This is a genomic window from Sinomicrobium halophytocola (genome assembly GCF_052983395.1).
The window spans coordinates 77,110-90,164 of sequence record NZ_JBRKIT010000011.1 but is presented as its reverse complement, the minus strand read 5'-3'; the positions used below and the strand labels follow the sequence as shown (position 1 = coordinate 90,164).

At 43.1% G+C, this 13,055-nt stretch carries 14 protein-coding genes; 5 read left to right on the top strand and 9 right to left on the bottom strand.

Annotated elements, in window-relative coordinates; translation table 11 throughout:
- The first annotated feature begins 88 nt into the window (after window positions 1-88).
- From ACVBDY_RS02675 to ACVBDY_RS02660, 4 genes are read left to right on the top strand one after another with little or no spacing between them, the layout of a single operon-like run.
- On the top strand, window positions 89-715 hold the full coding sequence (locus ACVBDY_RS02675; RefSeq protein ID WP_447173922.1) for an ABC transporter ATP-binding protein: 627 nt from the start codon (window positions 89-91) through the stop codon (window positions 713-715).
- Window positions 712-1,968 (top strand): ABC transporter permease, encoded by a 1,257-nt coding sequence (locus ACVBDY_RS02670; RefSeq protein WP_447173921.1) that lies wholly within the window; start codon window positions 712-714, stop codon window positions 1,966-1,968. The genes ACVBDY_RS02675 and ACVBDY_RS02670 overlap by 4 nt, the downstream gene beginning before the upstream one ends.
- The gene (locus ACVBDY_RS02665) at window positions 1,961-2,401 is read left to right on the top strand and encodes a hypothetical protein (RefSeq protein WP_447173920.1); all 441 of its coding nucleotides are present in this window, start codon (window positions 1,961-1,963) and stop codon (window positions 2,399-2,401) included. The genes ACVBDY_RS02670 and ACVBDY_RS02665 overlap by 8 nt, the downstream gene beginning before the upstream one ends.
- Window positions 2,402-2,444: 43 nt before the next feature.
- Window positions 2,445-2,867 carry a Fur family transcriptional regulator gene (locus ACVBDY_RS02660; protein WP_447173919.1) on the top strand — a complete coding sequence of 141 codons (423 nt, stop codon included), beginning with the start codon at window positions 2,445-2,447 and terminating at the stop codon, window positions 2,865-2,867.
- On the opposite strand, the gene ACVBDY_RS02655 is transcribed toward ACVBDY_RS02660, so the two are convergent.
- The 5 genes from ACVBDY_RS02655 to ACVBDY_RS02635 all read right to left on the bottom strand — a co-directional run bounded on the left by ACVBDY_RS02655 (window position 2,864) and on the right by ACVBDY_RS02635 (window position 6,265).
- Window positions 2,864-3,172 carry a DUF6787 family protein gene (locus tag ACVBDY_RS02655; RefSeq protein ID WP_447173918.1) on the bottom strand — a complete coding sequence of 103 codons (309 nt, stop codon included), beginning with the start codon at window positions 3,170-3,172 and terminating at the stop codon, window positions 2,864-2,866. The genes ACVBDY_RS02660 and ACVBDY_RS02655 overlap by 4 nt on opposite strands.
- Window positions 3,173-3,222: 50 nt before the next feature.
- Entirely contained in the window at window positions 3,223-3,672 is a 450-nt protein-coding gene (locus tag ACVBDY_RS02650) for a DUF6146 family protein (RefSeq protein ID WP_447173917.1), read from the bottom strand.
- 104 nt (window positions 3,673-3,776) lie between these two features.
- Window positions 3,777-4,616 carry an OmpA family protein gene (locus tag ACVBDY_RS02645; RefSeq protein ID WP_447173916.1) on the bottom strand — a complete coding sequence of 280 codons (840 nt, stop codon included), beginning with the start codon at window positions 4,614-4,616 and terminating at the stop codon, window positions 3,777-3,779.
- 121 nt (window positions 4,617-4,737) lie between these two features.
- The gene (locus tag ACVBDY_RS02640) at window positions 4,738-5,739 is read right to left on the bottom strand and encodes a glycosyltransferase family 2 protein (protein WP_447173915.1); all 1,002 of its coding nucleotides are present in this window, start codon (window positions 5,737-5,739) and stop codon (window positions 4,738-4,740) included.
- A 79-nt stretch (window positions 5,740-5,818) separates the two neighbouring features.
- Window positions 5,819-6,265, bottom strand: coding sequence for a type I restriction enzyme HsdR N-terminal domain-containing protein (locus tag ACVBDY_RS02635; protein ID WP_447174368.1), 447 nt, complete (start codon window positions 6,263-6,265; stop codon window positions 5,819-5,821).
- A gap of 82 nt (window positions 6,266-6,347) precedes the next feature.
- Here ACVBDY_RS02635 and holA point away from each other — a divergent pair, with 82 nt between their 5' ends.
- Window positions 6,348-7,352, top strand: coding sequence for a DNA polymerase III subunit delta (gene holA / locus ACVBDY_RS02630; protein ID WP_447173914.1), 1,005 nt, complete (start codon window positions 6,348-6,350; stop codon window positions 7,350-7,352).
- Between the two features lie 276 nt (window positions 7,353-7,628).
- On the opposite strand, the gene ACVBDY_RS02625 is transcribed toward holA, so the two are convergent.
- The 4 genes from ACVBDY_RS02625 to ACVBDY_RS02610 all read right to left on the bottom strand — a co-directional run bounded on the left by ACVBDY_RS02625 (window position 7,629) and on the right by ACVBDY_RS02610 (window position 13,054).
- Window positions 7,629-8,033: a DoxX family protein gene (locus tag ACVBDY_RS02625; protein ID WP_447173913.1), complete on the bottom strand. Its 405-nt coding sequence runs from the start codon at window positions 8,031-8,033 to the stop codon at window positions 7,629-7,631.
- 224 nt (window positions 8,034-8,257) lie between these two features.
- Window positions 8,258-10,492: an NADP-dependent isocitrate dehydrogenase gene (locus ACVBDY_RS02620; protein ID WP_447173912.1), complete on the bottom strand. Its 2,235-nt coding sequence runs from the start codon at window positions 10,490-10,492 to the stop codon at window positions 8,258-8,260.
- A gap of 927 nt (window positions 10,493-11,419) precedes the next feature.
- Window positions 11,420-11,770 carry a 50S ribosomal protein L19 gene (gene rplS, locus ACVBDY_RS02615; protein WP_447173911.1) on the bottom strand — a complete coding sequence of 117 codons (351 nt, stop codon included), beginning with the start codon at window positions 11,768-11,770 and terminating at the stop codon, window positions 11,420-11,422.
- Between the two features lie 120 nt (window positions 11,771-11,890).
- Window positions 11,891-13,054 carry an efflux RND transporter periplasmic adaptor subunit gene (locus tag ACVBDY_RS02610; RefSeq protein WP_447173910.1) on the bottom strand — a complete coding sequence of 388 codons (1,164 nt, stop codon included), beginning with the start codon at window positions 13,052-13,054 and terminating at the stop codon, window positions 11,891-11,893.
- Window position 13,055 lies beyond the last annotated feature (1 nt).

Here is a 13,055-nt window from a genome sequence, read left to right as displayed (position 1 = left end):
GTGGCAAATATATAATAAAAAATATAAATGCTACTAAATTGCATTAATAAAAGTGTTTTCTATCTTTGTTATTTAAAAATAAGCCATAATGATTGTTACAAAAGATCTTCGTTTCAGTTATGATAAGGAGCAATATTTCCGGTTTCCGGACATCGAAATAGAGAAAAAGGGACATCTGCTTATATTAGGCGATTCCGGGGTAGGGAAGACTACTTTTCTACACCTCCTGGCAGGATTGCTTAAACCGGTAGAAGGGGAGGTGCGTATTGAAGGTACGGATATTGCAAAATTATCACATCGCAAACTGGATAAATTTCGTGGCAGGCATATTGGTATAGTATTCCAGAAAGCACAGTTCATCCACTCACTTACCGTAGAAGAAAACCTGTTGCTCATACAAAATCTTTCCGGGGCGGGGCAGGACAAAGAGCGGGTATACAATATACTGGAAAGGCTTAATATTGCCCGAAAAGCCCGTTCCAGAGGAGTGAATCTTAGTGAAGGACAAAAACAAAGGGTGTCCATAGCCGCTGCCCTGGTAAATAACCCGGATGTTATCCTGGCCGATGAACCGACTTCCAGTCTTGATGATAAAAACTGTGCTGCGGTAACGAAACTGCTCAAAGAACAGGCATTACAGACCAATGCCAGCCTCGTAGTCATTACACACGATCAGAGAATAGCTTCACAATTTTCCAATAGTATCCGGTTATGAATATATATAAATTAGGTGTTAAGAATGCCCAGGCCAATCCTTTGAGTACGTTGCTGAGTATTTTGCTGCTCGTGCTCAGTATAGGATTAATCTCCCTGATGTTCCAGATCACCAGGCAACTGGATAATAAACTGGAGAAGAACATAAGAGGCATAGATATGGTTGTCGGGGCCAAGGGAAGTCCTTTACAACTGGTATTGTCTTCCGTTCTGCATATCGATGTCCCCACGGGAAATATAAAACTTAAAGAAGCCGAAAGAATATCCCGTAACCCATTGATCAAACAGGGTATTCCGGTTTCTTACGGTGATAATTACAAAGGATACCGTATACTCGGTAGCAATAAGGATTTCCTGGAACTCTACGGGGCGGAGACCGCGACGGGAAGGTTATGGGAAAAGCCCTTTGAAGTGGTTATCGGTGCCACCGTTGCGGATAAACTGCAATTATCACCCGGCAGTACGTTCTCCGGCTCTCATGGGTTAATGGAGAACAGTGTGGAATCACACGACCATTACCCTTTTACGGTCGTTGGCGTATTAAATCCGACCAATACGGTAGCCGATCAGTTGATTATCTGTAGCCTGGAAAGCGTATGGCTCGTGCATGACCACGGGAAGGAAGAAGATCATCACAATCACGACGAACACGCTCATGATGATGGGCACGACCATGAACATGAAGCACATGATGTCCCGGAAGAGGATAAGGAGATCACATCATTACTGGTAAAGTTTAAAAATCCGATGGGTATGGTAAGCCTGCCGAGAATGATCAATAACAAAACCAATATGCAGGCGGCCCTTCCCAATTATGAAATAGAAAGGTTGTCCAACCTCCTGAGCGCGGGCAGTAAAGCTATAACCCTTATAGCCGCAGTGATCATGCTGGTGTCCGGGATAAGTATTTTTGTTAACCTCTACAAAGCCGTACGGGAGCGTAAATACGAAATGGCGCTTTTGCGTACCTATGGGGCATCGCGTTGGCAATTACTGCTTTCTGTTATGGTAGAAGGATTGCTCATAGGCCTGGCAGGTTTTGTAGCCGGAATATTGCTGAGCAGGCTCGGACTCCTGGTTCTGGGCGGTTATATCGAAGAGAGTTACCGATATGCCCTGGGCAGTGCAGGGATCATGAAAGAGGAAGTTTTTTTGTTTATCTTTACGATATTATTGACGATATTTGCTACAATACTGGCGGCAGTTCCCGTATTTTATCTCAATGTATCTAAAATTTTAGCCAAGGATGATTAAGCGTGTTTTTTGGACGGGTATTTTTTGCTTCTTCGCGGTTTTCTCCGGAAAGGCGCAGGAGAAAGTGACCTGGCAGGATCTGGCGGATGTTACTTTTACTTCCAAATATTTCGATACTACGGATGACTATTTTCTGGTTCCGGATTTCGGAAAAACAGTAAAAGGTCTGGAAGGAAAGGAGATATCCATAACCGGGTATTTTTTAAGCCTTTCCCCGGAAGAAGGTGTATATATGCTTTCCCAGAACCCCATGGCTTCCTGTTTTTTCTGCGGAGGTGGCGGACCGGAATCCGTACTCGAGATCAGGTTTGAAAAGAAACCCTCTTTTAAGACAGATGAAGTAGTGACTATAACAGGCACATTGGAACTGAATGCGGAAGATATAAATCACTGCAACTACATACTCAGGGAAGCAAATGGTTTTGCACTGTAAAGGGGAATTTGCCGGTAAGTAAACGATTTAATTGTTTTAATCTATGAATGCAGAAACGATACCTATGGATAAGAATGTAGAAGAGATGCTGAGATCACATCGTTTGAAACGTACTTCGGCACGGATAGAAATATTATCGTTGTTGCTGGGGAGCAGTCATACGATATCCTATAACGATATAAGCGAGGAATTAGGCGATAACTTCGATAAATCAACCGTATACCGTACCCTCAACAGTTTCGAGGAAAAAGGGATTATCCATGCGGTGAACGATGGTAGCGGAGGAATAAAATATGCTGTGACAAAAGAGGAAAGTTCGGATGCACATGTGCATTTCAAGTGCGATAACTGTGAGCAGACCTATTGCCTTCCGGATACAAAAATACCACGAGTACACGCCCCCGAGGGTTTTATAGTAAAAACCTCTTCACTACTTATAAACGGTACGTGTAAATATTGTTCTTAAGATTTTGGCAATATAAAACCAAGTCCTATTCTCCGGAGCATTTTCTTTTCAAAATCCCAGAAGAAGCGGAACTGCCCGAACAACCACCCGAAAGTGACCAAAAGTACCTGGTAGACAGGGAATATAAGTAATATTCTGAGTGTCCAGTAGAGAACGGGGTGCATGTTTTCTTCGTGCATTTCGAAAAAGGTAAGGACGGGACCTGCGAGTTTGGCGGCAGACGACCCGGTAAGGGCAAAGACTACAAATATGACCAAAAGCTGGAAATTGGACTCAATTCCCCAACGCTTTTTTAATTTCTCCATACCGTACTAATTTAGACCGTACAAAGATAATGAAGATATGTAATCTTTTGTCAGATACGCGGAATAAAACCTGCCAGTCGCTGATTGTATTTCCGCTGGAAATAAATAAAATAATTGTAGAGTTTGTAGTTTACTTCATAGCCATAATCAATGTTAGGATCGTAATCTATCTGCAGGGTGTATAGGTCCGGATTAAAACGGAAAGGTTGCATGACTCTCTGGTTCCAGTTGATAACGTAAATGTGGTTACGGTTCTCCAGGAAGTTCTGGGAGTAATATCCTTCAGGGCGGGCAACACTTTGTAACCAGGTGTTAAAACCGGGCTCTATAATAATAATTTCATACTCCAGGCTGTCGTTGGATATGGCCACGGTGTCCCCGCTTTCTGCATTAAAGATTTCCGGTTCGTCCTGAGTATAAGCTACCTTCCCGGTAGTACAGGCAATAAGCCCGGATATCACGGCAAAGGTAACCAACGTGTATCTGAGCAGTCCCTTCATACTATTAAAAATACAAAAAATCCGTCAGAAAAGCTATTATGGCGCTATAAAAAAAACCGCTCTCGTTGCGGAGAGCGGTTTTCGTATTCCTTAAAAAGGTCGGTTTATTTACCGGACATGTCTTTCATAGTGTCCTCGATCATACCGTAGAACTGATCCAGTTTAGGCAGAACAACGATTCTTGTTCTTCTGTTTCTGGCACGGCCGGAAGCAGTTTCGTTGCTGTCTAAAGGAATGTAGTAGCTTCTACCAGCAGCAGTCATCCTGGCCGGTGCTACATTAAAGTCATTTTGTAGTATACGCACTACTGCAGTAGCTCTGTGTACACTCAAATCCCAGTTGTCTTCGATTCCGGGTCTCTTGATCGGCACGTTGTCCGTGTGACCTTCAACCATAAATTCGAAATCAGGTTTGTTGTTTACCACCTTAGCAACTTTTCCAAGGACTTCCTTAGCTCTGTCAGTAACCGTATAGCTTCCGCTTCGGAACAACAGTTTGTCGGAAATAGAAACGAATACCACACCTTTTTCTACACTGATTTGAATGTCTTCGTCGTTCAGGTTACCTAAAACACCTTTCAGGCTGGTAACCAGGGCAAGGGTAACAGAATCTTTCTTGGTCATCGCGTCCTGTAAACGTTGGATACGAAGATCTTTTTCCCTTAAACTCTCCAGGGATTTCTCCAGGTTTTCAGCACCTTTTTTGGATAACGTAGTAAGGTTCCCCATGTTATCTATAAGCGCATTCTTTTCTGATCTCAGGCTTTGGTTATCTGCTTCCAGTCTGGATCTGCTTTCCAAACAAGAATTAAGCTTAACAGTCGCAGAGTTCAATAGATCCTGCGTTTCTTTTTGCTTCGCTTCCAGTTCTGCGTATTTCTTTTGTGATACACAAGAAGAGAAGAAAATGGCAATACCTGCCCCTAACAAAACTATTTTTTTCATCTGTCTAAAATTTATGCCTGCATTGTTTTTATGCCGGCCTGTTTTCACGATTGTGTTTATTTGGTTTTAAAAATGAGTTCCCAAAAGTATTAAAATCTTCTAATTAAACAAGGTGTTTTTGTTAATCTTTAACTAATCTGGGGTATACTCTTACATTGGTGATATAATATGCCCAAACTACAGACTTAATAACGTAGTAATGCCCTGTCTTATTACTCTTACCCCGTTTTTTTATGGTATTTTTTAAATGATAGTAATAGCTGAAGTGAGACCGGACTATGGCAAAACAGTGCCGGAATCTCAACTGGAATACAAATCGTATTCCGGCGATACCATCCAGTAAGAGACGCATAAAAATAAGTGGAAAAACATACCCCGAAGGGGTGTTTTTGGTCAGGGAAAAAAGGGAATTCCTGAAATTCAGAAATGTTTTTTTGGGATTCATATTGTCCAGCGTGGCGCCACCTACGTGATATACATGGCTTTGTCCCACGTAAAGAGTCCGGTGTCCGGCGTTTTTTGCTCTCCAGCACAGGTCAATTTCTTCCTGGTGAGCAAAATAATCTTCATCAAAACCCTCCAGGTTTTTAAAAACTTCTTTGCGTATGAACATACAGGCGCCGGTAGCCCAAAATATTTCCCGGGTATCGTCGTATTGTCCTTCGTCTTTTTCCAGGTGTTGAAATACACGCCCGCGGCAAAAAGGATAACCCAGCATATCAATATAACCTCCGGCAGCCCCGGCGTATTCAAAGTACTCTTTGTTTTTATAATCCAGTATTTTAGGCTGGGCTATGGCTACTTCCGGTTTGTTCCGGAAGATATCCCGGAAAGGGTCCAGCCAGCCCGGAGTGACTTCTATATCCGAATTGAGGAGACAAAAAAGATCGGCATTCACCTGTGTCAGCGCTTCATTGTATCCTTTGGCAAATCCCCCGTTTTCCCGGTTTTGAATAATCCGTACCTGTGGAAAGGATTCCCGAAGGAATTGCACGGAGTCATCCGTAGAAGCATTGTCTGCCACATAAATATCCGCCCCCTGAGAATATTCCAGTACCGAGGGGACAAATTGTTCCAGTAGTTGTTTTCCGTTCCAGTTAAGTATTACAACAGCTATCTCCATAGGTTACAAATTGGTCCGTCGTCATGGACGTGACCGGCTACGGCCAACCCCGTAGTATTATAAGTTAAAAAGGCACAAATTAACGACTATATGGGGGAATATCCTCCAAAAATATGTATTTTTCTTGTGTGTAGTCCAACCTGCAAAAGTAATGCTGCAGGCCATTGGTGACCATCAGGAAATCCGCTTTCAGGGCAAGGTTATACCTCGCTATTTGATCAAAGGTATGCTGTGTGATCCGAACTGAAGGTGCTTTACATTCCACGATCAGCGTAATATTGCCTTGCGGTGTGTAGACCACTACGTCGTAGCGTTTTTTTAAATGGTTTATTTTCAGTTCTTTCTCTACATTGATAAGTGATACGGGATAGTTCTTTTCCCGGATAAGGAACTGCACAACGTGTTGACGTACCCATTCTTCCGATTGCAGAACAATGAATTTTTTGCGGATGGGATCAAAAATATAGGTTTTATTTTCTCTATTTTTGATGCGAAAGTCATATGTAGGGAAATTTAAGGCCAGCATGGCGCAAATATAAGGAAAAGGATGAATGGATGTCTGAAGGGAGCGGATGGAGAGAACTACAAATTTTTGAAGGATATAATTCATGGATGAAGTAAAACGGATAGTAGCCGATATTAAGAAAGGAGATATAAAGCCTGTATACGTATTGATGGGCGAGGAGCCGTATTACATTGACAGAATTGCGGAGTTTATCGAAGGCAATATACTCTCCGAAGAAGAAAAAGGGTTCAATCAGGTCATCCTTTACGGGAAAGATGTTTCCGTCGGGGATATTATGGAGAGTGCCAAGCGTTACCCTATGATGGCAGAGCGGCAGGTGGTTATTGTAAAGGAAGCACAGGAACTTTCCAGGACCATAGAGAACCTGGTGCCTTATGCGGAGAACCCGCAGCCTTCAACGGTGTTGGTTATTTGTTATAAGTACAAAACCCTTGATAAACGGAAAAAACTGTACAAGGTGGTTAAAAAGGACGGGGTTCTTTTTGAAAGCAAAAAGCTTTATGAAAACCAGGTAGGTGATTGGATACGAAGAGTACTGGCCGGAAAAAAATATACGATAGCCCCTAAGGCGGCATTGATGTTGGTGGAGTTTTTGGGGACTGATCTCGGAAAGATAAACAATGAACTGGAAAAACTACAGCTTATACTTCCTCAGGGAACGGAAATAACACCCCGGCATATCGAGGAAAATATCGGTATAAGTAAAGATTATAACAACTTTGAACTTCGCAAAGCCATAGGGGAGAAGGATATGGTGAAAGCTACGAGGATCATTAATTATTTCGGGCAGAATCCTAAAGACAATCCGCTGGTGGTCACCGTGGCGCTCCTGTTTAATTTTTTCTCGCAGTTATTGCAATACCACGGACTGAATGACCACTCTCCGAAAAGTGTGGCGGGAGCACTGCGCATTAATCCGTTTTTCGTGAAGGAATACCAGGTGGCAGCACACAATTATCCGATGAAAAAAGTGAGTGCGGTGGTTGCTGTGCTCCGGGAAATGGATGTAAAAGGAAAAGGAGTCGGAGCTACCAACATACCACAGGCTGACCTGCTTAAAGAACTGCTGGTGAAAATTATGAGTTAACTTTCTTCCGGCGTCTTTTTAAGATCACAGTATTGAGATTGTCCTCTGTTAAGGCTCTAAAACCTTATTTCCGATAATATCGGGACGGGGATTATTACAGTGACGCTAGTTTCAATAAATTTTTTGTGTTGCCCTATGGTTATTAAGTCATTAAGTATCTGATTTATTGTGTGTTGCTTAAATAACTCAGTAACCTAATAACCAATAACTAAAGAGAGATTTCATTGCCTTTCTAAACCTCCGGACTTGTAGTCCGGAGTGATTTAGTCTTATATTTTAAGCGTACGGAGATTTCTTGCCAAGGGTTCCGTCTATACTGAATTTTCCCGGTCCGGTAAGGCTGATAACTACAAAAATAACAAGATAAAGCAATGCCATTTCTCTTTTTGCCAGTGGGTCACTGCCGTGAACGACGAACGCGGCAACGATCATGGTTATGATTGTGGGTATGGTTGCCCATCTGGTTTTGAAACCTATAATAACGAATATAGGAGCTATAAATTCACCGATCACAGCCAGAATAAGAGATATTTTTGCACCTACGCCCACAGGGTCCGGAAATTCGATTTCACCACCGTTCAGTAACATTTGTAATTTTCCGAAACCATGTGTCATTATCAGTGCGGAAGCACAGATTCTGAGCAGGGCCAGTCCCAGGCCGGAGGAGTTGTCTTTTTTCATGTTAAAATATATTATGGTTTGATTGTACTAAAATAGGAAATTATATTCTATGTGCTGCGGGTATGTCCGGTGAAATAGATAACTGAAGGACCTTAAATATGGGTGACATATGATGGAGAACCTTTGTTTCCGGGACTTGGAGGAGGAGTGGTAAGATGGATAAGGGATAAAAAAAACAGGCTACCTTTTGAGTAGCCTGTCTTGGAAATTTTTATAGTTTTTGACTATACTTCCTGTAATTTACTCAACGCATTGTTGAATACTTTATTAGGACGCATGGCATCTGTAGCAAGAGTTTCATCAGGAATATAATAACCTCCTATATCAACCGGTTTTCCCTGAATATTATTCATTTCTTCCACAATCTCCTGTTCCTTAGTCTCCAGTTCGGATGCCAGAGGAGTAAATTCGGCCTGTAAATCCTTGTCTTTGGTTTGTTTTGCCAAAGCCTGGGCCCAGTAGAGCGCAAGATAGAAGTGGCTCGTACGGTTATCCGGCTCATTTACCTTACGGGAAGGAGAGCGATCGTTTTCCAGGTATTTTTCCGTAGCTGCATCGAGAGCATCAGCCAGTACCAGGGCTTTTTCATTATTGTATTTATTGCCAAGATGTTCCAGCGAAACGGCCAATGCAAGAAATTCACCGAGAGAATCCCATCTCAGGTGATTTTCTTCAAGGAATTGTTCTACGTGTTTCGGAGCAGAACCTCCGGCACCTGTTTCAAACAACCCGCCACCGTTCATAAGCGGTACAATAGAAAGCATTTTTGCACTGGTGCCGACTTCGAGGATAGGGAAGAGGTCGGTCAGGTAATCGCGAAGCACATTCCCGGTTACTGAAATAGTATCTTCCCCGGCCTTGAGACGATCCAGGGTAAAGTGTGTTGCTTCTGCTGGAGCGAGGATACGGAGATCCAGTCCTTTCGTATCATATTCCGGCAGGTATTGGTTTACTTTTTTGATCAGTTCCGCATCGTGGGCACGGTTTTCATCCAGCCAGAAGATGGCGGGAGTCTGTGTAGCTCTGGCACGGTTAACAGCCAGTTTCACCCAATCCTGTACGGGAGCATCTTTGGTCTGACACATTCTCCAGATGTCACCTTTTTCCACAACGTGCTCCATAAGAATATTTCCTTCGCTGTCCGTTACCTGAACAGTACCGTCGGCGGGGATTTCAAAAGTTTTATCATGTGAGCCGTATTCTTCCGCTTTTTGTGCCATAAGCCCTACATTAGGTACGGTACCCATAATGGTAGGATCGAATGCCCCGTGTTTTTTGCAGAAATCGATAGTAGCTTCGTATACGGCGGAATAACTGCTGTCCGGTATCACGGCTTTAGTATCCTGTGCTTTACCTTCTGCATTCCACATACGACCGGAATTCCGGATCATAGCAGGCATGGATGCGTCAATGATAACGTCACTCGGCACGTGAAGATTGGTAATGCCCCTGTCGGAGTTTACCATGGCCAGGTCCGGTCCGTTTGCTATACAGGTTTTGATTTCTGCTTCAACAGCATTTTTCTGATCTTCCGGAAGCGATTGCACCACGGCAAGGATATCTCCCAGGCCATTGTTGGCATCGGCGCCCGCTTTTTCGAGTATGTCACCGTATTTTTCGAATACCGGGGCAAAGAATACCTTTACGGCATGACCGAAGATGATAGGATCGGAAACCTTCATCATGGTGGCTTTCATGTGCAGGGAAAACAAGACGCCTTGTTCTTTGGCATCTTTCACCTGTTCCTGTATAAATGCAATCAACGCTTTTTTACTCAGGGCGGTACCATCCACAATCTCTCCTTCGAGCACGGGAAGACTTTCTTTAAGTACGGTCATGGAACCATCAGCCTGTTTCAGGCTTATTTTTAAAATATCCTTCTGCGTAAGGGTATAAGATTTTTCGTTATGCATAAAATCCCCGGCATCCATGGTAGATACGTGAGACTTGGAATCCGCACTCCATGCCCCCATACTGTGCGGATGTTTGCGGACATAATTTTTTACGGCTTTCGGAGCCCTTCTGTCGGAGTTTCCTTCCCGTAATACTGGATTAACGGCACTTCCCTTGATTTTGTCATAACGGGACTTTACTTCCTTGTCTTTGTCCGTAGACGGGGCATCCGGATAGTCGGGAATGGCGTATCCCTTGCGCTGTAATTCTTTAATGGCGGCTTCGAGCTGTGGCACGGAAGCACTAATGTTAGGCAATTTTATAATATTGGCATCCGGAGTCTTTGCGAGTTCTCCGAGTTCAGCAAGGGCATCATTCACGCGCTGGGATTCGGTCAGGTAATCCGGGAAACTGGCAAGGATTCGTCCCGCAAGAGAAATATCCTTTACTTCGATACCGATCCCGGAAGAGGCGGTAAATGACTGTATGATGGATAATAAAGAACGCGTAGCGAGAGCAGGAGCCTCGTCTGTTTTTGTGTAAATTATCTTGGGTGTTTGTGACATGATTATGAAAGGTAATTTTTTGAAATAAAATTAATGGGTTTGATGTATTTTAAGCGAGAGCAAATATACAATTAAATGTGGGAATGAGGGAATTAGAGATTCCTAAAAATTGGCAGGAAATAAGTGGAAATTGTTATAATTACTGACGGTTGGGAGGGAAGACCGAAAGTTGTTCCGTTTTTTTTGTTGTGCATTGCATATTACCGGTTTCATCTCTCCGAAACTTACAACCTGTAATATTCTTTAGTTGATAGTTCTTTAGTTTGGGAGTTGGTTAGCTACTGATTTACGGAGGGGACTGACGGAAACTGTTGTTTGTTCTCAATGGCTCCGCAACTTATTCTTGATCTGAGTTTTTTATTCGGACTATCCGTAATTTTTGCCTCGTCCGCAACTTTTAGGAATGATCCCATATTTTTCCCGCTGTTCGGATTGTCGGAAAACAAAAGCCATATCATCGTATTATTCGTTGATATGGCTTTTTGGAAATCATTGATCGAATCTTTTATCCCTCGGTGTTATTGCCGAGTTTGCAAACTCCGGTTGCCAGTCCGTTCAATCATTTCCTGCGGGAAGCACTTTTGCAGCCGTACTGTCTTTGTGTTTCCCTATACTTTTTCAAACTTCCTACTGTGGTTCACGAAGCTTTCGTAAATCTCTTCGGCTTAAAAACTGGGTTTTTAACTTTCTGTCAAACTCTTGTATTGTGTATTACAATAGTGATTTTCGAGACTTTATTTGAAAAAGCATTATATTACAAGAACATTTTTTATGTGTCTTGTATTATAAAAATACGAAAAAAATATGAGAAAGAAAAAAAACAGTAGTTTAAAGATCAACAATTTATGAACCGAAGTTATTAACAATGGTTAATAAAAAAGCCATCCTGGCAGGATGGCTTTGAATACTTTTTGGCAAAGGCTAAAATTAACCCCGGACTTCTTTGATCCTTGCTTTTTTACCGCGAAGGCCTCTGAAGTAGAATATACGTGCTCTTCGTACTTTACCTTTTTTGTTGATTTCAACTTTTTGAAGTGCAGGCATGTTAACAGGGAAAATACGTTCTACACCTACGGTACCGGATATTTTCCGGATAGTAAAAGTTTCTGAAGCACCGGTGCCTCTTCTTTGAATTACCACTCCTTTGAAGAACTGTGTACGTGTTTTTTCACCTTCCTTAATTTCGTAATACACAGTAATTGTGTCTCCGGCAGAGAATTCCGGGAAATCCTTTCTTGTAACGAATTCGTCCTGGACAAATTTTACCAGACTTTCCATGGTTATATCTTTTATAAATAGTGTTTTTTCAAAGCAACATGCACGTCTTTCGCCAGAGGTTGATCTGAAATCGGGTGCAAATATAAATAATTATTTTAATCGATGCAATGCCCCGGTTGTTTATTTCAGTACGGGAGAGCCTTCCACACTTCCCTGGTTTCTAAACTCTTCACTGGCTTTGAGTATCAAAGTATCTTTTTCACGGATATCGCCGAATATCTCCGTTTTTCCGGCCCCGTTTCCGCCTACGGCAATCGGGACCCATATGGTTTTTCCTCCGGATATTTTAATAATATACATGCCTTCCGTGGAATTCAGCACGGCAGAAGAAGGGATTACGAAAGAACCGGGCCTGGATTTTATGGGGATGGAAACTTCTGCAACCATCCCGGGAAGCAGGGTTCCGTCCGTATTCCGGACATCCATTTCCGTGCGCTGGGACCGTAACCTGTTATCCAACGCCCCGGCCAAACGCGATACTTTTGCTTCGAAATGACGGTTAGGAAGTGCTTTTACGGCAAATGCAATGGTATTTTGAAGGGAAAGATAACTGATGTATCCTTCCGGTACGTTGACGACCAGGCGAAGGTTCTTCTGTTCTCTCAATGTAAAAATAGGTAACTCGGACCCTCTGCCCGAAGGGCCCACATAGGCACCGGGGCTTACGTTCCTCGCTGTGATAACGCCGTCAAATGGAGCTTTGATCTCAAGATAGTTCCGGTTAGCGACGATTTCATGGTAATTGGCCTTTGCCGCTTCGAGCTGTGCGAGATCTGATTCCTGTTTGGCAAATGCTATATCGAGATCGTTCCGGGAAACAGTTCCGGGAGTTTTGCTCGTTTCCAGGAGACGATTGTAGGTGGCTTTACTGGAAATATACAGGGCTTCCTGTGATTTCAGGCGTGATTCGGCTGCTGCCAGTTGGGAATTGATCTCGGGAGCCTCCAGTACGGCTAACAGCTGGCCGCTTTTTACCTGGCTTCCTATATCTGCCTGAAGGGTTTTTATAAAACTGTTGACTTTGGCATACAGGTCTACTTCCTGGTATGCGGTTAACTCCCCGGGAATGCGGATACTGGAGGATAAACTGTCTTTTTTGACCGTGAAGGCTTCCGGTCCGCCCGCGTCCGTTACGGTTTGACTGCGGTTTTCACCGGCATTTCCATGCCCGCAGGCCTGTAGTGCCAGGGCAATACAGAGAAATGAGAATAAGGAGTAGTTGGTACGTTTCATGACATAACGGATAAAAGTAGAATGTGATATTTTTTGATATGGATATTGCATG